This is a genomic window from Pseudomonas sp. BIGb0176, assembly GCF_024810175.1.
Lineage (GTDB): Bacteria > Pseudomonadota > Gammaproteobacteria > Pseudomonadales > Pseudomonadaceae > Aquipseudomonas > Aquipseudomonas protegens.
Genome location: NZ_JANUEC010000001.1, coordinates 1534766 through 1556725, shown reverse-complemented (window position 1 = coordinate 1556725; position 21960 = coordinate 1534766). Strand labels below are relative to the sequence as shown.

Sequence of the window (21960 nt, the reverse complement as noted above, 5' to 3'; positions counted from 1 at the left end):
GGTATGAGACAGCCGAAAACGGCGTTCTGTCCGACTAATGGCTTTTTGCTAACTTTGTAGATGCGTTCTTCCACGCAATCAGTACAATCTGCGGTTTTGCCCGCCGCGCAGGGATGTCGGCACAACGGCCAAGAGACGCCTCATGCTCATCGGTAGCTACTCCTCCGCACTGGTCCTGATCTCCATTTTCGTGGCGATCCTCGCTTCCTATACTGCCCTCGACCTGACCGGGCGCATTGCCACCACCACCGGCCGTGCCGCTTATCTATGGATGATGGGCGGAGCCCTGGCCATGGGCGTCGGTGTGTGGTCCATGCACTTTATCGGCATGCTGGCCTTCAGCCTGCCCATCGACCTGGGCTACGACATCCAGCTCACCGCCTTGTCGCTGCTGATCTCGATCCTGTCCTGCGGCTTTGCCCTGTGGCTGGTGAGCCAGCCGCGGCTGCCGCTGTGGCAGTTGCTGTTCGGCGCGCTGATCATGGGCTCGGGCATCAGTGGCATGCACTACACCGGCATGGCGGCCATGCGCATGCAGCCGGGCATCGACTACGACCCGAGCCTGTTCGGCGCCTCGCTGCTGATTGCCTTCGGCGCGTCGCTGGCGGCGCTGTGGATTGCCTTTCGCCTGCGCCAGAACACCCCCTACGTACGTCTGGCCCGGACCGGCGCGGCGATTGTCATGGGCTTTGCCATCGTCGGCATGCATTACACCGGCATGGCCGCGGCGCGTTTCGCCGATGGCAGTTTCTGCGGCGCCCTGGGCAACGGCCTGAGCGGCAAGGGCCTGGACAACCTGGTGCTGATCACCACCCTGGCGGTGCTGATCATTGCCTTGCTGACCTCGGTGCTGGATGCGCGGCTGGAAGCCCGCACCGCGGTGCTGGCGCAATCGTTGACCGAAGCCAACAAGGAACTGACCCAACTGGCGTTGCACGACACCCTGACCGGGCTGCCGAACCGCATTCTGCTGGCCGATCGCATTGACCAGGCGATGCACCGGGTCACTGCCCATGGGGGCTGTTTTGCGCTGATGTTCATCGATCTGGACGGTTTCAAGCCGGTCAACGACGCCTTTGGCCACCACATGGGCGACCAGTTGCTGCGCGAAGTGGCCCAGCGCCTGCGCGAGGATTTGCGCAGCGAAGACACCCTGGCGCGGATCGGCGGCGATGAGTTCGTGCTGCTGGTGCAACTGGCCGAGCCGGACGATGCCCTGCGCCTGGCGGCACGCCAGGTGGGGCTGGTATCGCGCTCGTTCCGGGTGGCCGAGCACGACCTGCAGATTTCCGCCAGCATCGGCATTGCGGTGTACCCGGGCAATGGCCTGAGTGCCCAGGAACTGCTGATGAACGCCGATGCGGCGATGTACCACGCCAAGGGCACCGGCAAGAATGGCTACAGCTTTTTCGATGCCTCGATGAACAGCAATGCCCGGCGCCAGCTGCAATTGCTGCAGGATCTGCGCAATGCCCTGGAGCATCATCAGTTCCGCCTGCACTACCAACCCAAGTTCGACGCTGCCAATGGCCTGCCGGTGGGGGCAGAGGCGCTGCTGCGCTGGGAGCATCCCCAGCATGGCCTGTTGCTGCCGGACAAGTTCATCGAACTGGCGGAGAAGACCGGGCTGATCATTGCCATCGGCGAGTGGGTGCTCAACGAGGCCTGCCGGCAGATGCGCGAGTGGTACGTCCAGGGCTACACCGACTGGCGCATCGCGGTAAACCTCTCGGCCTTGCAGTTCTGCCATACCGGGCTGGTCAGGAGCGTGGCCAATGCCCTGGAACGCTACCACTTGCCGGCCAACAACCTGACCCTGGAAATCACCGAAACCACGGCGATGAACGACGCCGATGTCAGCATGCTTGTCCTGCAACAGCTGGCGGACATGGGGGTGGACCTGTCCATCGACGATTTCGGCACCGGCTATTCCAGCCTGATGTACCTCAAGCGCCTGCCAGCCAACGAGCTGAAGATCGACCGCGGCTTCGTCCGCGACCTGGAGCACGACAGCGACGATGCCGCCATCGTCTCGGCCATTGTCGCCCTGGGCCAGGCACTGGGCCTGCGGATCGTCGCCGAGGGCGTGGAAACCGGGGTGCAGCAGACCTTCCTCACCCAACTGGGCTGTGATTCCCTGCAAGGCTATTTCCTTGGCCATCCGCTGCCGCCCGAAGGTTTCATGCAGGGCATCCACCGGGGCGAAGAAAAAGCCTGAGCCTCTCGCCTTGCCGGTTGCGGTCGCGATCTGGCGGCAGTTCGCAGGGATATGGCCGCCGCCGAGGCTCCAGCCGGTTTGCGCCGTCGGTGCGCGGGGCTACCGTGCACTTCTACTGGCTTGATGTGGCACATTTGCGCAGTTTTCATCGCCGCCCGCGCGGTGTTTAATGGCTCGCGTTGAAATGTTCAGTGAGGGAGTCGGCAGCATGGATAAAGTCATCGTCATCACTGGTGGCGGACGGGGTATAGGCGCCGCCACGGCAGTGTTGGCCGCGCAGCAGGGATTCAAGGTGTGCATCAACTACCAGGCCGATGAGCAGTCCGCCCTGCAGGTGCTCGAACAGGTTCGCGCCCTGGGCGTGCAGGCCATCGCGGTGCGCGCCGACGTCAGTATCGAGGATGAAGTGATCGGTCTGTTCCAGCGGGTCGACAGCGAACTGGGGCGGGTCACGGCCCTGGTCAACAATGCCGGGACCGTGGGCCACAAGTCGCGGCTGGATGAAATGTCCGAATTTCGCATCCAGAAGATCATGAAGACCAATGTCATGGGGCCGATCCTCTGCGCCAAGCATGCGGTGCTGCGCATGTCGCCGCGCCATGGCGGGCAGGGCGGCAGCATCGTCAACGTCTCCTCTGTGGCGGCGCGCCTGGGTTCGCCGGGGGAATACGTCGACTACGCCGCCTCCAAGGGCGCCCTGGACACCTTCACCATCGGCCTGTCCAAGGAAGTGGCGGGCGAGGGCATCCGCGTCAACGCGGTGCGCCCGGGCTATATCTACACCGACTTTCATGCCCTGAGCGGCGATGCCGACCGGGTCAGCAAGCTGGAATCGGCAATCCCCATGGGTCGTGGCGGGCGTCCTGATGAAGTGGCCGAGGCGATTGTCTGGCTGCTGTCGGACAAGGCCTCCTACGCCACCGGCACCTTCGTCGACCTGGGCGGCGGCCGCTGAGCCCCCGCAAGTCCGCGGCCTATCCCGTTGGAGCCGGCTTGCCGGCGAAGAGGCCCTTGAGTCTTGTGCCGCGCTTGCGGACGCCTTCGCTGGCAAGCCAGCTCCTACGGTTTCCTCAACGGGCGCGGCGGCGGCCGGGGCCGATCAGCAGGGCCAGCAACAGCCCCAGTACGCTGATGCCAAAGCTCATCAACTGTGGCATCAGGAACCCCAGGGTTTCCCCCGGGCGGTTGCAGCTGTAGCCATATCCTTCGCCTTGTTCATGGGCCCAGACGCCCGGAGTGGCGCTCACGTCCACAGGCGCCGATGGTGCGGGTTCCTCATTGGAGAACCCCAGGTTCGAATGGCTCGCGCTGCGCCTTTCCAGCTGCTCGATGGCCTGCAACTGGGCGTCGTTGCAGCGGTTCTGCGCCCAATTGCCGACCACCACCAGGACGGACAGCAGAAGCAGCAGCGGCACCGGGTAATAACGCCGGGTCCGCAGCAGGGGCGCCACCACCAGCCCGGCCAGGAAACCCGCCAGCAGCAGATTGACCCAGAACCACGGGCCGCCTTCCCAGCTCGGCGGTATCAACTGCACCAGCAGCGGGGGCAGCACAACGCGGGCGAACAGCAGGCACAGGGCGGCTGCGAGCAGGGTGATCAGCAGGGTCTTGATCCAGGATTTCATGGGCAATGCATAACCTTTAAGAAGGAGCGGTAAACGGGGGCTATCAGTGCTGCGCCAGCTATTGGGGCATCGGCGGCGGGGTAAAGCGCCGGGCGTATTCGAGCATCTCCCGGGGGAAGACCATGTGCTTGACCGCGCTGTCGTCCAGGCCGTAGAGGTAGGCCACTGCCGCGGCTTCAAAGGCCCAGTAGCCGAAGTAGGATTCACCGTCCAGGTGGGAGTCGTGCCATGGGGCCTGCTCGAACGCTTCATACCACTGGTTGCAGTACTCCACCAGCAGCTCCCGAGCCTCGTCCGCTTGATCGGCGTAGATGGCCCTGATCAGCGGCGTATAGACCGGGTGGTACCACTCATCGATGTCTGCGCGGCCCGGCAGGCAGGGCTTGAGCAGGTCCTCGATCAGGGTGTCCTCGGCGTGGTAGCCGGCGCGGTCCTGCAGCGCCACCATGCGCGGCAGCAGGTCGCGGCGTTGCAGCAGGATGCACAGGCTGATGACCTGCACGTACTCCTCGTACTGGTCGAGGTAGTCCTCGATGTTCAGCGGCGCGATATCGGGCACCTCGTTGCACAGGGCCAAGGTGCGCTGATGCTCCTCGTAGCTGGCGATCAGTGCGTCCAGCTCCTGGGCCAGCTCCGGCATGGCCTTGCCGCCGGTGTAGCCCAGGATCAGATGGTCCAGGCGTGCTCGCTTGACCTCCCAGGCCTTGAGCGAGGCTTCCTGCCCGGGGTAGTCCTCTTCCATAGAGTGTGTCTGCCAATGGGCTTCGGTACCCGCCAGGAACTCCAGGAGGATGGGGTACTGCTTCGGGTCGAGAAACACCTGCCTGCGTTGCATGTCAGTACCCGGCCTCAGTGGAAGGGCATCGGCGGCGGGGTAAAGCGCCGGGCGTATTCGAGCATCTCCCGGGGGAAGACCATGTGCGTTACCGCGCTGTCGTCCAGGCCGAACAGGTAGGCCACTGCCGCAGCTTCAAAGGCCCAGTAGCCGAAGTAGGAACCCTCGTCGCCGTCCAGGTGGCTGTCGTGCCATGGGGCCTGTTCGAACGCCTCGTACCACTGGTTGCAGTACTCCACCAGCAGTTCCCGGGGTTCATCCGGATCTTCGGTGTAGATGGCCCGGATCAGGGGCGTGGAGACGTCGTGGAACCACTGATCAACGTCTTCACGATCCGCCAGGTAGGCCTTGAGCAGATCCTCGATCAGGGTGTCCTGGCCGTTAAAGCCGGCGCGGTCCTGCAGCAGTGCCATGCGCGGCAGCAGGTCGCTGCGCTGCAGCAGGATGCACAGGCTGATGACCTGGACATATTCCTCGTACTCGTCGGGGTAGTCTTCGATGTTCAGCGGCGCGATATCCGGTCGTTCTTCATAAACCCCCATCTTGCGCTGGTAATCTTCGTAGCCTTCGATCACCCCATCCAGCTCCCGGGCCAGTTGCTCCATGGGCGCACCGCCGGTGTAGCCCAGGATCAGGTGGTGCAGGCGCGCGCTGCGCACACTGGAAGCCTTGAGGGAGGCTTCCTGCTCGGGGCTGTCGGCCATCATCGAGTGGGTCTGCCAGTGGGCCTCTTCGCCGGCCAGGCTTTCGAGGAAGTCGTGGTACTGCTTGTGGCTGAGAAACACTTGTCTGCGGTTCATGTCGGTGCCTTGTCTCAGTACACGGGAATCAGGGTGAAGGGCGCCTTGCGCTGCGAGGCTTCCAGCAGCAGGGTCGCCAGGTCGACTTCGGCGGGCTCCAGGTCAAGCTGCTCCAGCTCTTCTTCCAGTTGCTGCGCATCGGCGGGCAGGGCAACGATCGGCAGGCGCAGGTAGGGCCGCGGGTCTTCGCCGTAGTAGATCTTCACCGGGCCCTCGGGGATGCCTTCCAGGCGGGCAAAACCCTCTTCGTCGAGGTTGCCCTCGGCTTGCGAGCCATCACTGAACACTGCTCGGTAGGCGGCGCCGGACACTGGCTCCAGGTTGGGGTAGTGCAGGTTCAGCTCCAGCCAGTGGCCCTCACCGGTGAGGTGTTCCAGGCCCTGGTTGATGTCCTGGGCGATGCTCGCGGCGTCGTGGGCGCCGGGTTGTGGCGCGGCGGTGAGGGTCGTTGGGCGCGGTTCCAGGGAGGACTGCGGCTTGGGTGCCAGGGCCGGGCCGCGGCTGTGGGCGGCGGCCGAGTTGTTGCGTTGCTCGGCGATCCAGGGGGCTATGCGTTCTTGCACCGACACCATGAGGAACTCGGTGTGTTCGCAGGCTTCGTTGAGGTTGTGCAGCACCAGGCGCTGCTGCTGGGGCGTCAGGCCGTTGAAGGTGCTGGAGGCGCTCACGCCGCGGATGATCTCGGGCAGTTCTTCGGCCAGGCGCACGGGGTCCAGGCACTTTTCCAGCAGCTGTTCGGGGCTGGTTTTCAGGCGGCAGGCCAGCAGGGTGTAGCGGATCATGTCGAAGAGCTTTTCGGCGTGGCGCTGGGGGGCGCGGTTGATCAGGCGCAGAAGGGTCTTCAGGCCTTGTCCCGGGCCGGGGATCCAGCCGATCAGGGCCAGGGCCAGGTCGAAGAAGGCGTCTTCCTCGTCCTTGGGGTTGTTGATGGCGTCCAGCTCGAAGATCGCCTGGATGCAGTCGTAGGCGTTGAGTTCCTGGGTCAGCAGTGGCAGACGGCCGCGTTCGATCGCCTTGAGCAGTTCGGCCTTGGCCTCTGGGTAGTCGTCGTAATACAGGTCTTCGACCATGACGTGTTCCTTTCCCTGGAAAATTGGAGCGCGGATGCTGAATGAGTTGAGGGGAGGTGGCAAGGGGATTTGGTTCTTTCATGGGGCGCGTGGGATGGGGTACCTATCCATTCCGGCGGGTGCGGCTACTTGCGGTTCCGCTCTTGCATCGACTCACTCGGCCTGGAGATTGGGTGGTGTGCAGCGCTCCGTAGGAGCTGGCTTGCCCGCGAAGGCGTCCGCTCAGGCGCTGCATGGCTCACGGGCCTCTTCGCCGGCAAGCCGGCTCCTACAGGTGTGGATGGGGCGGTTGTGCTTAAAAGGACCGAATGATCCGCCCCAGGGTTTCCATGGCCTTTTCCGCGGCTTCGTTCCACGGGCTGCCGTAGTTCAGGCGGATGCAGTTGCGAAAGCGCTGGGTCGGGGAAAAGATCGGCCCTGGGGCAATGCTGATGCCTTGGGCCAGGGCCATCTGGAACAGTTTCAGCGAGTCCATCTGCGGCGGCAGCTCCAGCCACAGGAAGTAGCCGCCTGCCGGCTGGCTGACCCGGGTCTGGGCCGGGAAGTAGCGGGCGATCGCCGCCAGCATGGCGCTCTGCTGTTCTTCCAGGGCATAGCGCAGCTTGCGCAGGTGGCGGTCGTAGCCACCGTGTTGCAGGTAGTCGGCAATCGCCGCCTGGGCCGGCATCGAGGCACACAACGAGGTCATCAGTTTCAGCCGTTCGATCTTCTGCGCATAGCGCCCGGCCGCGACCCAGCCGATGCGGTAGCCCGGGGCCAGGCTCTTGGCGAAGGAGCCGCAGTGCATCACCAGGCCCTCGGTGTCGAAGGCCTTGGCCGGTTTCGGCGCCTGCTGGCCGTAGTACAGCTCGGCGTAGACGTCGTCTTCGATCAGCGGCACCTGGTGCTGGCGCAACAGTTCCACCAGCTCCTGTTTCTTCGCCTCGGGCATGCTCGCGCCCATGGGGTTCTGGAAGTTGGTCATGCACCAGCAGGCCTTGATCGGGTGCCGCTCCAGGGTCTGGGCCAGCACCCCGAGGTCGATGCCGTCGCGCGGGTGCACGGGGATTTCCACCGCCTTGAGCTTGAGCCGCTCCAGCACTTGCAGGCTGGCGTAGAAGGCCGGAGCCTCGATGGCCACCAGGTCGCCGGGCTCGGTCACCGCTTGCAGGCACAGGTTCAGCGCCTCCAGGGCGCCGTTGGTGATCAGCAACTCCTCCATGGGCAGCATCAGCCCGGCCACCATGTAGCGCAGGGCGATCTGCCGACGCAGCTGCGGATTGCCCGGCGACATGTCGGTGACCACCACCCGCGGGTCCATCTCGCGGCTGGCGCTGGCCAGGGAGCGCGACAGGCGCTGCAGGGGGAACAGGGTCGGGCTGGGGAACGCCGAGCCGAAAGGCACGGTGCTCGGGTCCTTGATCGAATCGAGCACCGAGAACACCAGTTCGCTGACATCGACTTCGGTGGATTCATTGACTTCGCTGCTGATCACCGGCTCCGAGAACGGGCTCGGCGCGTGGGCATTGACGAAGTAGCCGGAGCGCGGGCGGGCGCGGATCAGGCCGCGACGCTCCAGCAGGTAATAGGCCTGGAACACCGTCGACGGGCTGACCCCGTAGGTCTGGCTGGCGTAGCGCACCGAAGGCACACGCTGGCCCGGCCCCAGGACCCCGGAGCGGATCAGTTCGGCGATGTCATCGGCGAATTTTTCGTAGCGTTTCATCTGCGGTTGAGGATCCAGTCTGGTCATCGGGTCGACATATCTGCGGTGGCGAGGGAGTGACGAACGCCGCCAGCGGGCTGGCGGCGGGTGTCCGGTTCATTGGCTCCGGGGCCGGCCCCGGGGGGGAGCCGGCTCCCTCGCCAGGGCATTCTAGAGGCTCAGCGGTTCATCGGCGCGACAAAACGACTCTTGGCCACGGCGTAGACGCCCGGGTCATCGCTGTCGCTGACCTTGAAACTGATGGCCTGGGAGCTGCTCTGCGCCTTGTCCTGGGTCATCGCCACGGACACCGGCAGGTCGGTGATTTCACCGGGGGCCAGGCTCAGCTCGGTCTTGCCCTGCAGCTCGAAGCCTTCGCCATCCACCAGGGCCAGGTGGTACTGCTGGCGTTCCTGGGTCTTGTTGATGATCTTCAGGCTGTAGATGTTCTCGATCTGGCCCAGGGCGTTCTCGCGGAACAGGCCGCGGTCCTTGCTCACGTCCAGGGAGACCATCGGCCGCTGCACCAGGGCCAGGGCCAGGGCGCCGATCATCACCAGCAGCACCAGGCTGTAGCCCACCAGGCGCGGACGCAGCAGGTGGGTCTTGCCGCCTTGCAACTCGTGTTCCGAGGTGTAGGCGATCAGGCCGCGAGCGTAGCCCATCTTGTCCATGATCGAGTCGCAGGCGTCGATGCAGGCAGCGCAGCCGATGCACTCCATCTGCAGGCCGTCGCGGATGTCGATGCCGGTAGGGCAGACCTGTACGCACAGCTGGCAGTCGATGCAGTCGCCCAGGCCGACATCGGCAGGCTTCACATCACGCTTGCGCGGGCCACGGCTTTCGCCGCGCACCGGGTTGTAGGAAATGGTCAGGGTGTCCTTGTCGAACATCACGCTCTGGAAGCGCGCATAAGGGCACATGTGCATGCACACCGCCTCGCGCAGCCAGCCGGCGTTGATGTAGGTGGCCGCGGCGAAGAACAGCACCCAGAACAGGCTCAGGCCGCCGATCTGCAGGGTCAGCAGTTCCTGGGCCAGGGGGCGGATGGGGGTGAAGTAGCCAACGAAGGTCAGGCCGGTGAGCAGGCTGATGCCCAGCCACAGGGTGTGCTTCATGGCTCGGCGGGCCAGCTTGTTCAGGCCCCAGGGCGCGGCCTGCAGCTTGATCCGCTGGTTGCGCTCGCCCTCGGTGACCTTTTCGCACCACATGAACAGCCAGGTCCACGAGCTTTGCGGGCAGGTGTAGCCGCACCAGACGCGGCCGGCGAACACGGTGATGGCGAACAGGCCGAAGGCGCAGATGATCAGCAGTGCCGAGAGGAGGATGAAGTCCTGGGGCCAGAAGGTTGCGCCGAAAATGTGGAACTTGCTTTCGGCCAGGTCCCAGAGCACGGCCTGGCGGCCACCCCAGTTGAGCCACACGGTGCCGAAGAACAGCAGGAACAGGAAACCTGCTCCGCTCATGCGCAGGGTGCGGAACAGGCCGCTGAAACTGCGGGTGTAGACGTGTTTGTCAGTGGTCTTCGTCTTCATCTGTGTAGGGCGTGAAGGTTCGAAGGTTTCTACTAATCGGACGGGGATTCTTTCGCTCATGGTCGTTCGCTCATCAGCCTCCATCAGGCCGGGCAACTATGACCACGGATCTGTTTGCATAACAGACTCAGGTATTTGATAAAAAACCGGATCAGATGGCCCTTTGCAGCGCCCCTGCGACAACTTGCCGTACCCCCTCAGGTGCCACCAGGGAGGGCTGCAGGCCGTGCTGGCACAGGGCCGCGGGGCGGGCCCTGATCCAGGTCAGTCAAATCACCGAATCACCTTCACTGGCTTTCAGATGGCGCCGGCCGTCGGTGGCGCCTGCTACGGTCAATGCGTCGGCTTCTGCTTCGGTGATGTAGACCCGCTCGCCACCGAGGTCCACCGCCGACATCGACTTGGCGCTGTCGGTGATGATGGTCACGGCGCTGGCCGGGAGGTGCTGGTGCAGGGTTTCGGTGTCGAAATAGCAGGTCTGGTTTTCGATGCGCAGGCTCATGGCGGTTACCTCAAGGCAATGGCTGTACAGGTTAGGGCGCAGGGGCCGGCCAGGGTTCGACCACGGCGATCAACGGTGGCTGGGCAGGCGCTGGCGGGTGGGGGCGCAGGCTTGTGCAGGAACTGGCTGGCCAGCGAAGGCGTCCGTGGGGTTGGCAGCCGGCTTGGGGCCTCTTCTCCGGCAAGCCGGTTCCTGCGGTGGTGGTGATGGCGGCACCTTTTGCTGGCGGGCGCGGTCCATCGCTCAGGAACCCGCGAAGGGACGAGGAGCGATCGCATGAACACCTGGTGGCAAGAAGTCTGGCTGACCCTGCAAGACGAATTCGCCGATATCGGCGATGCCCGGCAACTGACCCAGATCACCCTGCGGCTGCTGGTGGCGGCCCTGCTGGGGGGCATTCTGGGCTTCGAACGCGAGCATCAGGGCAAGGCCGCCGGGGTTCGCACCCATATGCTGGTGGCCATGGGCGCGGCCCTGTTCGTGCTGGTGCCGAGCCTGTCCGGGGCCCAGGCCGATGCCATGAGCCGGGTGCTCCAGGGGGTCATCGCCGGGATCGGTTTTCTCGGCGCCGGGACCATCCTCAAGGGCCGTGAAGAAGACCAGGGCCAGCACGTCAAGGGCCTGACCACCGCCGCCGGGCTGTGGATGACCGCCGCCATCGGCGTGGCCGCCGGCATGGGCCGCGAGGCCACGGCGGTGCTCAGTACCTTGCTGGCGCTGATGGTCTTCAGCCTGATGCCGCTGATTGTCCGACGCCTGGAAAAGCGCCAGGACGGCTGATGCTCCGGGCCTCCCCACGTGGCTGTCTATGCTTGCTGGCTGGGCAGGCGCCCGGGCTCAGGCGCTGACCACCACCGGCGGCATGGTAGTGGGCGGGTCGCCCTTGGGTGGCGGGGTGCTTTCCGGCGGTTCCTGCTCCGGGATCGGCTCAGGCTCGCTGGGGGGCAGGGTCGGTTGGTCGATGTTGGGATCGGGGGTTTCTGCCGGGATCGGGATATTCATCGCGCTGGCCTCCTTTGTGCTTGCAGATGCACGGGCTCTTCTGGTGGACCGCAGCGGCGCGGATTTGATTCCCGCCGCTTGGCCGACCAATCGCGGTGAACTTTCGCCGCAGGCTTTGGCTCGGAACCTAAGTGCATTGATTCACCGGGGCCGCGGCCCCGCCACCAGAGCGTCGAAGACGTGAAAAAGGGGTGATGCTCGATGACTGTAGAAAAACCGACCGAACAGCAATACCAGGCGCACCTGCCGTTGTCCCAGGCTCTGCTGCTGCCGCGCATTGCCATCGAGAGCATCCGCCCGGTGCTCGACGGCGGCCAGTTCGCGGTCAAGGCGGTGGCCGGCCAGGAGGTAGAGGTGGCGTGCAAGGTATTCGCCGACGGCCACGACAAACTGGCGGTGTGGGTGCGCTGGCACAACGAGCAGCAGGACAGCTGGGCCAGCCAGGCCCTGGAAGACCAGGGCAACGACGGTTGGCTGGGGCGTTTCACGTTGCCCGAAGTGGGGCGCTACCGCTTCTGCATCGAAGCCTGGATCGATCAGTTCGCCAGCTTCTGCTACGAGCTGGAGAAAAAGCACCTGGCCGGGGTTGCGGTCAGCCTGGAGCTGCAGGAGGGCCGCAGCCATGTGCAACAGGCCGCCGAGCGCAGCGAAGGGCCGCTGCGCGAGCAGTTGCTGGCGTTGCAGCGCGATCTGTCCGGGTTGCTGGAGGCCGAGCAGGTGGCGCTGTTTCTCAGCGAGTCCAGCGCGCGCCTGATGGCCGAGGCCGATCACCGGCCCTACCTGAGCCTGAGCCCCGAGTACCCGCTGGATGTGGAGCGGCTACAGGCCCAGTTCGCCAGTTGGTACGAGCTGTTTCCCCGCTCGATCACCGACAATCCGGCCCGCCACGGCACGTTCAACGACGTTCATTCGCGGCTGCCGATGATTCACGACATGGGCTTTGACGTGCTGTATTTCCCGCCGATCCACCCCATCGGCCGCAGCCACCGCAAGGGGCCCAACAACTCGCTGAGCGCAGGCCCGGACGATCCCGGCAGCCCCTATGCAATCGGCAGCGAGGAGGGCGGCCACGAGGCCATCCACCCGCAACTGGGCAGCCGGGAGGACTTCCGCCGGCTGCTGGCGGCGGCCGCCGACCACGGCCTGGAGATCGCCCTGGACTTCGCCATCCAGTGCTCCCAGGACCACCCCTGGCTCAAGCAGCACCCGGGCTGGTTCAACTGGCGCCCGGACGGCACCATCAAATACGCCGAGAACCCGCCGAAGAAGTACCAGGACATCGTCAATGTCGACTTCTATGCCGCCGAGGCCATTCCCAGCCTGTGGCTGGAACTGCGGGACATCGTCATCGGCTGGGTCGAGGAGGGGGTCAAGACCTTTCGCGTGGACAACCCCCACACCAAGCCGCTGCCGTTCTGGCAGTGGCTGATCGGCGAAGTGCGCCGCCAGTATCCGGAGGTGATCTTCCTCGCCGAAGCCTTCACCACCCCGGCGATGATGGCGCGCCTGGGCAAGGTCGGTTACACCCAGAGCTACACCTACTTCACCTGGCGCAACACCAAGAGCGAGTTGTCCAGCTACCTGGCCGAACTCAACCAGCCGCCGTGGCGCGACTGCTTCCGCCCCAACTTCTTCGTCAACACCCCGGACATCAACCCGCAGTTCCTGCATGACTCGGGGCGCCCTGGGTTTCTGATCCGCGCGGTGCTGGCCACCATGGGATCCGGGCTGTGGGGCATGTATTCCGGGTTCGAGCTGTGCGAATCGGCGCCGGTGCCGGGCAAGGAGGAGTACCTGGATTCGGAGAAATACCAGATCCGCCCCCGGGACTTCTCGGCGCCGGGCAACATCATTGCCGAGATCGCCCAGCTCAACCGCATCCGCCGGCAGAACCCGGCGCTGCACAGCCACCTGGGGCTCAAGCTGTACAACGCCTGGAATGACCACATCCTGTATTTCGGCAAGCGCAGCGGCGACAACTTCGTGCTGGTGGCGGTCAGCCTCGACCCGTTCAACCCCCAGGAGGCGCATTTCGAATTGCCGCTGTGGGAAATGGGCCTGGCCGATGACGCCCAGACCCAGGGCGAGGACCTGATGAACGGCCACCGCTGGACCTGGTACGGCAAGACCCAGTTCATGCGCATCGAACCGGCGCAGCCTTTCGGCATCTGGCGCATCACCGCCACGTAGGAGCCGGCTTGGGCCCATGGGCCTTGTGCAGGCCCGGCCGACGCCTTCGCTGGCAAGCCAGCTCCCACGGTGGGGCGTGGTTTGTGGCAGCTGCGAATTCAATTTTTTCAGGAGCCCGACATGGCCAAGAAACCTCGCCCCACGACCTTTATCAAGGACCCGCTCTGGTACAAGGACGCGGTGATCTACCAGGTGCATGTGAAGTCCTACTTCGATTCCAACAACGACGGAATCGGCGATTTTCCCGGGCTGATCGCCAAACTCGACTACATCAAGGACCTGGGGGTCAACACCATCTGGCTGTTGCCGTTCTACCCCTCGCCGCGGCGTGACGACGGCTACGACATCGCCGAGTACCGCGGGGTCAGCCCCGACTACGGCACCCTGGCTGACGCCCGGCGCTTTATCGCCGAGGCCCACAAGCGCGAGCTGCGGGTGATCACCGAGCTGGTGATCAACCACACCTCCGACCAGCACCCCTGGTTCCAGCGGGCACGCAAGGCCAAGCCGGGTTCGGCGGCGCGCAATTTCTACGTGTGGTCCGACGACGACCAGAAATACGACGGCACGCGGATCATCTTTCTCGACACCGAGAAGTCCAACTGGACCTGGGACCCGGTGGCCGGCCAGTACTTCTGGCACCGCTTCTACTCCCACCAGCCGGACCTCAACTTCGACAACCCCCAGGTGATGAAGGCCGTGCTCTCGGTGATGCGCTACTGGCTCGACATGGGCATCGACGGCCTGCGCCTGGACGCCATTCCCTACCTGATCGAGCGCGATGGCACCAACAACGAGAACCTGCCGGAGACCCACCAGGTGCTCAAGCAGATCCGCGCCGAAATCGACGCCAACTATCCGGACCGCATGCTCCTGGCCGAGGCCAACCAATGGCCGGAAGACACCCAGCTGTACTTTGGCGATGTCACAGGCAGCGACGGCGACGAGTGCCACATGGCCTTCCACTTTCCGCTGATGCCGCGCATGTACATGGCCCTGGCCCAGGAGGATCGCTTCCCCATCACCGACATCCTGCGCCAGACCCCGGAGATCCCGGCCAACTGCCAGTGGGCGATCTTCCTGCGCAACCACGATGAACTGACCCTGGAAATGGTCACCGACCGCGAGCGCGACTACCTGTGGAACTACTACGCCGCCGACCGCCGGGCGCGGATCAACCTGGGGATCCGCCGGCGCCTGGCGCCGCTGATGGAGCGTGACCGGCGGCGCATCGAGCTGCTCAACAGCCTGCTGCTGTCGATGCCCGGTACCCCGACCCTGTACTACGGCGACGAGATCGGCATGGGCGACAACATCTACCTGGGGGACCGGGATGGCGTGCGTACGCCGATGCAATGGTCCATCGATCGCAACGGCGGTTTCTCCCGGGCCGACCCGGCCAGCCTGGTGCTGCCGCCGATCATGGATTCGCTGTACGGCTACCCGTCAGTCAACGTCGAGACCCAGTCCGGCGATCCCCATTCGCTGCTCAACTGGACCCGGCGCATGCTGGCGGTGCGCAAGCAGTCCAAGGCCTTTGGCCGCGGCACGCTGAAGATGCTGTCGCCGAGCAACCGACGGATCCTGGCCTATACCCGGGAATACACCGGGCCTGACGGCAAGCAGGAGATCATCCTGTGCGTGGCCAACGTCTCGCGCAGCGCCCAGGCCGCGGAGCTGGACCTCTCGGCGTTCGCGGGCATGGTGCCGGTGGAGATGCTCGGCGGGAACGCTTTTCCGCCCATTGGCCAGCTGAATTTCCTCCTGACCCTGGCGCCCTACGGTTTCTACTGGTTCGTCCTGGCGGCGGAAAACCAGATGCCCAGCTGGCACGTGGAACCGGCCCAGAGCCTGCCGGATTTCACCACCCTGGTGCTGAAGAAACGCCTCGAAGAATTGCTCGAAGCGCCATCGCGCACCACCCTGGAGCAGGAAGTACTGCCCAACTGGCTGCCCAAGCGGCGCTGGTTCGCCGGCAAGGACAGCGCCATCGACCAGGCGCGGATTGCCTACGGCGTGCGCTTTGGCGACCCGCAGCACCCGGTGCTGCTCAGCGAGATCGAAGTCACCAGCGCCGGGCGCAGCGAGCGCTACCAGTTGCCGTTCGGCCTGTTGGCCGAAGAGCAGATCAACAGCGCTTTGCCCCAGCAACTGGCCATGGCCCGGGTGCGTCGCGGGCGCCAGGTGGGGCTGATCACCGACGCCTTCGCCCTCGACAGTTTCGTGCGCAACGTGCTGCTGGCGCTGCAGGGCGCCACCTGCCTGGACAGCGAACAGGGCCAGATCCGTTTCGAGGCCACCGCGCAGCTGGCGGCGCTGGGCCTGGGGGCCGACGCCGAGGTGCGCTACCTGTCGGCGGAGCAGTCCAACAGCTCGGTGGTGGTGGGCGGCAGCCTGGTGCTCAAGCTGATCCGCAAGGTGGCGGGGGGCATTCACCCGGAACTGGAAATGGGCGCCTTCCTCACCGCTGCCGGCTTTGCCCACATCTCGCCGCTGCTGGGCTCGGTGCTGCGCCGCGATGCCCAGGGCGAAGACCATCTGCTGATGATCGCCCAGGGCTACCTGAACAATCAGGGCGATGCCTGGGAGTGGACCCAGAACAACCTCGAGCGGGCGATCCGCGACGAGCTGGCCGAGGCCATGTCCGAGCAGGAGCAGCACTACAACGCCCTGGGCGAGCTCCAGGATTTCGCCGGCCTGCTGGGCCAGCGCCTGGGGGAAATGCACCTGCTGCTGGCGGCCCCCAGCGACAATCCGGATTTCGCTCCCGAGCACGCCACCGCCAAGGATGCCCAGGCCTGGAACCAGCAGGTTGCCGAGCAACTGGAGCGCGGGTTGCAACTGCTTCAACAGCACCAGGCCGAACTCGCGGCAGGGGAGCAGAAATTGCTCGGCAAATTGTTGCAGCATAAGGCGCTGATCCTGGGTCACATCCAGCAACTGGCCAAACAGTTGGTGGGGGGCGTGCGGATTCGTGTCCACGGCGACCTGCACCTGGGGCAGGTACTGGTGATCAAGGGCGATGCCTACCTGATCGACTTCGAGGGCGAGCCGGCCCGGCCCCTGGCCGAGCGCCGCGGCAAGCACAGCCCGTACAAGGATGTCAGTGGGGTCCTGCGTTCCTTCGACTACGCGGCGGCCATGGCCCTGGAGGCACCGGCGGTGGACGGCGCGCAAGGCGCGGCGGCGGGGCGGCGCAAAGTGGTCACGCGCTACCTGGCCGAGGCGCGCCACGCCTTTGTCCAGGCGTATCGGCTGGCGACGGCTAATCTTGCCCATGGCTGGCAGGACCCGGCGGCCGCGGATGCCGCACTGGCACTGTTCAGCCTGGAGAAGGCCGCCTACGAGCTGGCCTATGAAGCGGAGAACCGTCCCGCCTGGTTGCCTGTGCCATTGCACGGCCTGGTGGGGCTGTTACGTGAACTGAAACCCTTTTCCGATATTGAGAGTGGTGGAGAGCAGTCATGAGTTTCTCGAACAAGGAACAGGGAAAGCAGCAACCGGCATTGCTTCCTTCGGCCAAGGCCATCGACGCCCTGGTACGGGCCGAACACCGCGATCCATTCGCCATTCTCGGGCCCCACGGCGATGGCGCCGGCGGGCAATTCATCCGCGCTTTCCTGCCCGGGGCGCTGAGTGTGCAGGTGCTCGACCGCGACCAGCAGCAGGTGCTCGGCAGCCTGCAAGCCGGTGAGGTGCCGGGGCTGTTTGTCGGGCACTTTCCCGAGGCCCGGCCCTATCTCTTGCGCATTCAATGGGCCGGGGGCGAACAGGTCAGTGAAGACCCCTACAGCTTCGGCCCCCTGCTGGGGGAGATGGACCTGTACCTGTTTGCCGAAGGCAATCACCGCGACCTCAGTTCCTGCCTGGGGGCGCAACTAACCACCGTGGACGGCATCGACGGCGTGCGTTTTGCGGTCTGGGCACCGAATGCCCGGCGGGTCTCGGTGGTGGGCGACTTCAATATCTGGGACGGGCGCCGGCACCCGATGCGCCTGCGCCATCCCTCCGGGGTCTGGGAGCTGTTCATCCCGCGCCTGCAGGCGGGCGAGGCCTATAAATACGAGATCCTCGGGCCCCAGGGCATCCTGCCGCTCAAGGCCGACCCCATGGCCCTGGCCACGCAGTTGCCGCCGGACACCGCCTCCAGAGTCGCGCCGCCCCTGACCATCGAGTGGCAGGACCAGGAGTGGATGCTGGCCCGTGGCGAGCGCCAGCGGGTGGACGCGCCGCTGTCGATCTATGAGCTGCATGCCGGTTCCTGGCAGTGCGAAGTGGACGACCTTGGAGAAGTGGCCCGCCAGTACAGCTGGGCCGAACTGGCCGAACGGCTGATTCCCTACGTCAAGGACCTGGGGTTTACCCATATCGAGCTGATGCCGATCATGGAGCACCCGTTTGGCGGCTCCTGGGGCTACCAGCCGCTGTCGCAGTTCGCCCCCAGCGCCCGCTACGGCAGCCCGCAGGATTTTGCAGCCTTCATCGACGCCTGCCACCAGGCAGGCATCGGGGTGATTCTCGATTGGGTGCCGGCGCACTTTCCCACCGATACCCACGGCCTGGCGCAGTTCGACGGCACTGCACTGTATGAGTACGGCAACCCCCTGGAAGGCTTCCACCAGGACTGGGACACCCTGATCTACAACCTGGGGCGTACCGAAGTGCACGGTTTCATGCTGGCTTCGGCACTGCACTGGCTCAAGCATTTCCACGTCGACGGCCTGCGGGTGGATGCCGTGGCCTCGATGCTCTACCGCGACTATTCGCGCAAGGCCGGGGAATGGGTGCCGAACCGCCACGGCGGCCGGGAAAACCTCGAAGCCATCGATTTTCTGCGCCACCTCAACGACGTCGTGGCCCTGGAGGCCCCGGGCGCCCTGGTGATCGCCGAAGAGTCCACCGCCTGGCCCGGGGTCAGCCAGCGCACCGACCAGGGCGGCCTGGGCTTTGCCTATAAATGGAACATGGGCTGGATGCATGATTCCCTGCATTACATCCAGCAGGACCCGGTGTACCGCGCCCACCATCACAACGAACTGAGCTTTGGCCTGGTGTACGCCTGGTCCGAGCGTTTCATCCTGCCGATCTCCCACGACGAAGTGGTGCACGGCAAGCACTCGCTGATCGACAAGATGCCCGGCGATCGCTGGCAGAAGTTCGCCAACCTGCGGGCCTACCTGAGCTTCATGTGGGCCCATCCGGGCAAGAAGCTGCTGTTCATGGGCTGCGAGTTCGGCCAATGGCGCGAGTGGAACCACGACCAGCAACTGGACTGGTACCTGCTGCAATACCCCGAGCACCGCGGGGTGCAGCAACTGGTGGGGGACCTCAACCGCCTGTATCGCCAGTACCCGGCGCTGCACGACCAGGACGACGTGCCCCAGGGTTTCCAATGGCTGATCGGCGACGATGCGATCAACAGCGTCTATGCCTGGTTGCGCTGGAGCAAGAGCGGCGAACCGCTGCTGGTGGTGGCCAACTTCACCCCGGTGCCACGCCAGGGCTATCGCGTCGGCGTACCGGTGGCGGGGCGCTGGAGCGAGTTGCTCAACAGCGATTCGCAACTGTATGCCGGCTCCAACTACGGCAACGGTGGCGAGGCCTTCAGCGAAGAGCAGAGCAGCCATGGCCAGGCCCTGTCCCTGGTGCTCAACCTGCCGCCGCTGGCCGTACTGATCCTGCGCCCTGACAGTTGACCCAGGCGTCCTGTAGCCGCTGCCGAAGGTTGCGAACGGTCTGGGCGGCGCTCCGTCGCTGGGGCGTGGGGTTTGCGAGGACGCCAACGGCTCGTCTGAAGATCGCCCAGTCAACCGGTTACAGGGAGTCGGCGGCCTCGGCGATCAGCGCGGCTACGGGCCCGGGCTGGGAAGCGAGGGAGGCGTGGCTGGCGTCCAGGTGAATGACCTTGCGGGCGTTGAGCCGGGCGGCCATGCGCTCCTGGTTCGCCGGGGCGATCATGCGGTCGGCACGGGACACCTGGTACCAGGAAGGTTTATCGCGCCATGCCGGGGCCCCGAGGGCGTCGCCGAAGGTGTTGGCCAGCGGCGCCTTCTGGGTCAGGCCCATGACCAGCCCTTCCTGGGGGCTGAGATCCTGGCAGAAGCTCTGCTGGAAACGCTCCGGACGCACCCAGAGGTAGCCGTCGCTGTCGGGCGCCAGATTGGCGGCGGCTTCGGGCGGGAACTCCTGGGTCAGGCCACCGGGGCTTTCACCCTGGTCCGGGGCGAAGGCGGCGATGTACACCAGGCCCGCGACGTTTGGCGCATGCCCGGCCTGGGTGATCACCGCGCCGCCGTAGGAGTGCCCCACCAGCAGCACCGGCCCCGCTTGCTGGGCCACCAGTTTGCGGGTCCGTTCGACGTCCTCGGCGAGGGAGGTCAGGGGCAGTTCCACGGCGCGGATCTTCTCGTAACCGCGGTTCAGCAGTTCGACGATGACCCGGTTCCAGTGGGCGGCACCGCCCCAGAAACCGTGGACCAGGACAATCGTGGGTTGCTCGCTCATCGCTTGATTCCTTCTCTGGGCTCAAGGTTGGCCCGGAGGCGGGCGCCCCCAGGCTCGGGTTCGGGGAAAAGCATGGTCGACTCTGGCGGGAATACGGCTATTTATTCATGAATTCTGATGTGCGGCCCCAGGCGGCAGGTGCACTTCCACCGCCAGCGGCAGGTGATCGGAGAGGTGGGTCCAGGGCTTGTTGCCGAGGATCTGCGGGCGGTGGCTGTGGGCGTTGCGCAGGTAGACCCGATCCAGGCGCAGCAGTGGCCAGCGGGCCGGGTAGGTCTTGGCCGGGCGGCCATGATGGCGTTCGAAGGCTTCGTGCAGGTCGTTGCGCCGGCCCAGGGTGGCGTTGCCGTGCATCTGCCAGTCATTGAAGTCGCCGGCGATGATCACCGGTGCCTCCTCGGGCAGTGATTCGAGCAACTGGCCCAGCAGCGCCAGCTGCAACTGGCGATGGCTTTCCAGCAGGCTCAGGTGCACGCAGATGGCGTGGACCTCGGCGTGGCCGGGCACATCCAGCACGCAGTGCAGCAGGCCCCGGCGCTCGGGGCCGGTGATCGAAACATCGAGGTTGCGGTACTGGCGGATCGGAAACTTCGACAACAGGGCGTTGCCGTGATGGCCGTCGGGGTACACCGCGTTGCGCCCGTAGGCGTAGTCGCTCCACATGCTGTCGGCGAGAAACTCGTACTGTGACTGCTGAGGCCAGTTATCCAGGCGCGAGGCATGGCGCTCGTGCTCGCCCAGCACTTCCTGGAGAAACACCAGGTCGGCCTGGGTACTGCGCACGGCCTCGCGCAGTTCCGGAAGAATGAAGCGGCGGTTCAGGGCGGTGAAGCCCTTGTGGGTATTGACGGTCAGAACGCGTAACCGCTGGACCGCCTCGGGGTTGGGCTGGCGGGTGGAATCGCTGCTCACGCGGGCTCCTTGGAATCAGTGGCGGTTACAGATGGGACTGGCGACCGGTGCGTGCGTTCAGCTTATTTTCCACCCGCGCAGGCCTACATCAGGATGATCTCGTAGGGCAGGCGCAGGCGCTCCAGCAGCACCGGCGACAGCGACGGCTCCAGGCCGATCTCCGGCTCGCCCTGCAACTGGCTGGCATAGGCGTGGGCGGCGTGGCGCTTGCGGGCCACGGTCCAGGTGTCCAGGCGCAGCTTGCGCGCACGCTGCCAGGGGATCTGGTGCTCCTCGCGGGCCGCCCAGTGCCAGGCCCAGATCGGAATCTCATGAAAACGCGCACCCACCAGGCTCGCGGCCTTGGCCGTGGCCCGGCCCACGGCTTCGTGGTCGAGGTTGCCATCGGCGCGCCAGGTGCTGAACACCACGTCGGTGTCGCGCAGGTAGCGGCAGATGAAGGGCACCAGTTGCTGTTCCCGTTCGCTCAAGGCGCTGTCGGCAAAGCCGCCGCGGATCCACTTCAGGCTGTGCAGGGGCAGGCCCAGGCGACGCAGAGCTTCGGCGCTTTCCTGGGGCCGGAACACGCTCAGGCGGCGCTTGGGCCACAGCTCCGACCCGGGATGGCTGGCGCTGCCGTCGCTGATGGAAATCAGTTGCAGAGGGTGGCCGTGGTGGGCCAGCACTTGCAGCAGGCCGCCGCTGGCGACCACTTCGTCACCGGGGTGAGGGGCGACTATCACTGCCCGGGAGCCGGCCGGAACCAGGTTGGCCAGATTGATGGCCGGCACCTCGGCCAGGCTGCGGGCACTGTTCCAGACTTGGCTGGGCCAGTTGCTGTCGATTGCGGGTATGGCTTTCATGGGGTGTCACATCCCTGTTTTCCGGGCCACGGCAAGAGCGGTTGAACCTCCGTTCAGTCGCGACCCTGGGTTTGCACGCACGCTGATTCCTTGGCACCTGCCTCAGCGTGAAGTACCGGTGCCCCATACCTTTGGAGCACCGCGATTCGGGGGTAATCATACACAGCCTGGAGCTTTCCACGCAGTGCCAGCCCAGGCTTATTTGCTGATTACCAAGCCCGTCACAGGGTAGACGGCAATT

At 65.3% G+C, this 21960-nt stretch carries 17 protein-coding genes; 6 read left to right on the top strand and 11 right to left on the bottom strand.

The window, feature by feature from the left end; all coding sequences use genetic code 11:
* The first annotated feature begins 142 nt into the window (after window positions 1–142).
* Both M2395_RS06600 and M2395_RS06595 read left to right on the top strand, forming a co-directional pair.
* Window positions 143–2218: a bifunctional diguanylate cyclase/phosphodiesterase gene (locus tag M2395_RS06600; protein WP_123430830.1), complete on the top strand. Its 2076-nt coding sequence runs from the start codon at window positions 143–145 to the stop codon at window positions 2216–2218.
* A 208-nt stretch (window positions 2219–2426) separates the two neighbouring features.
* Window positions 2427–3173 (top strand): SDR family oxidoreductase, encoded by a 747-nt coding sequence (locus tag M2395_RS06595; RefSeq protein ID WP_015635506.1) that lies wholly within the window; start codon window positions 2427–2429, stop codon window positions 3171–3173.
* A 115-nt stretch (window positions 3174–3288) separates the two neighbouring features.
* On the opposite strand, the gene M2395_RS06590 is transcribed toward M2395_RS06595, so the two are convergent.
* From M2395_RS06590 to M2395_RS06560, 7 genes are all read right to left on the bottom strand, one after another.
* Complete coding sequence (locus M2395_RS06590) at window positions 3289–3843, bottom strand: hypothetical protein (protein ID WP_123430829.1); 555 nt, start codon at window positions 3841–3843, stop codon at window positions 3289–3291.
* A gap of 58 nt (window positions 3844–3901) precedes the next feature.
* Entirely contained in the window at window positions 3902–4678 is a 777-nt protein-coding gene (locus tag M2395_RS06585; protein WP_123430828.1) for a PoNe immunity protein domain-containing protein, read from the bottom strand.
* Between the two features lie 14 nt (window positions 4679–4692).
* On the bottom strand, window positions 4693–5478 hold the full coding sequence (locus tag M2395_RS06580) for a PoNe immunity protein domain-containing protein (protein ID WP_123430827.1): 786 nt from the start codon (window positions 5476–5478) through the stop codon (window positions 4693–4695).
* A gap of 14 nt (window positions 5479–5492) precedes the next feature.
* On the bottom strand, window positions 5493–6548 hold the full coding sequence (locus M2395_RS06575) for a hypothetical protein (protein WP_015635510.1): 1056 nt from the start codon (window positions 6546–6548) through the stop codon (window positions 5493–5495).
* 295 nt (window positions 6549–6843) lie between these two features.
* Window positions 6844–8253: a GntR family transcriptional regulator MpaR gene (gene mapR / locus M2395_RS06570; protein ID WP_011061157.1), complete on the bottom strand. Its 1410-nt coding sequence runs from the start codon at window positions 8251–8253 to the stop codon at window positions 6844–6846.
* Between the two features lie 158 nt (window positions 8254–8411).
* Window positions 8412–9827: a cytochrome c oxidase accessory protein CcoG gene (gene ccoG / locus M2395_RS06565; protein WP_011061158.1), complete on the bottom strand. Its 1416-nt coding sequence runs from the start codon at window positions 9825–9827 to the stop codon at window positions 8412–8414.
* Between the two features lie 208 nt (window positions 9828–10035).
* Entirely contained in the window at window positions 10036–10269 is a 234-nt protein-coding gene (locus tag M2395_RS06560; RefSeq protein WP_011061159.1) for a DUF3203 family protein, read from the bottom strand.
* Window positions 10270–10545: 276 nt separating this feature from the next.
* Between M2395_RS06560 and M2395_RS06555 the strand changes: the two genes are divergently transcribed.
* Complete coding sequence (locus M2395_RS06555; RefSeq protein WP_011061160.1) at window positions 10546–11049, top strand: MgtC/SapB family protein; 504 nt, start codon at window positions 10546–10548, stop codon at window positions 11047–11049.
* Between the two features lie 57 nt (window positions 11050–11106).
* Here M2395_RS06555 and M2395_RS06550 read toward each other — a convergent pair whose 3' ends face one another.
* Window positions 11107–11271, bottom strand: a complete 165-nt coding sequence (locus M2395_RS06550; RefSeq protein ID WP_019095231.1) for a hypothetical protein — start codon at window positions 11269–11271, stop codon at window positions 11107–11109.
* A gap of 201 nt (window positions 11272–11472) precedes the next feature.
* Between M2395_RS06550 and M2395_RS06545 the strand changes: the two genes are divergently transcribed.
* From M2395_RS06545 to glgB, 3 genes are all read left to right on the top strand, one after another.
* The gene (locus M2395_RS06545) at window positions 11473–13461 is read left to right on the top strand and encodes an alpha-1,4-glucan--maltose-1-phosphate maltosyltransferase (protein WP_123430826.1); all 1989 of its coding nucleotides are present in this window, start codon (window positions 11473–11475) and stop codon (window positions 13459–13461) included.
* Window positions 13462–13581: 120 nt separating this feature from the next.
* Window positions 13582–16929 (top strand): maltose alpha-D-glucosyltransferase, encoded by a 3348-nt coding sequence (treS, locus tag M2395_RS06540; RefSeq protein WP_015635517.1) that lies wholly within the window; start codon window positions 13582–13584, stop codon window positions 16927–16929.
* The gene (gene glgB / locus M2395_RS06535; protein WP_123430825.1) at window positions 16926–19157 is read left to right on the top strand and encodes a 1,4-alpha-glucan branching protein GlgB; all 2232 of its coding nucleotides are present in this window, start codon (window positions 16926–16928) and stop codon (window positions 19155–19157) included. The genes treS and glgB overlap by 4 nt, the downstream gene beginning before the upstream one ends.
* A 118-nt stretch (window positions 19158–19275) precedes the next feature.
* On the opposite strand, the gene M2395_RS06530 is transcribed toward glgB, so the two are convergent.
* The 3 genes from M2395_RS06530 to M2395_RS06520 form a co-directional block, all read right to left on the bottom strand.
* On the bottom strand, window positions 19276–19965 hold the full coding sequence (locus M2395_RS06530; RefSeq protein ID WP_123430824.1) for an alpha/beta hydrolase: 690 nt from the start codon (window positions 19963–19965) through the stop codon (window positions 19276–19278).
* A 105-nt stretch (window positions 19966–20070) separates the two neighbouring features.
* Window positions 20071–20877: an endonuclease/exonuclease/phosphatase family protein gene (locus M2395_RS06525; RefSeq protein WP_011061165.1), complete on the bottom strand. Its 807-nt coding sequence runs from the start codon at window positions 20875–20877 to the stop codon at window positions 20071–20073.
* Between the two features lie 83 nt (window positions 20878–20960).
* Window positions 20961–21719, bottom strand: coding sequence for a PIG-L deacetylase family protein (locus M2395_RS06520; RefSeq protein ID WP_011061166.1), 759 nt, complete (start codon window positions 21717–21719; stop codon window positions 20961–20963).
* Window positions 21720–21960: the final 241 nt, after the last annotated feature.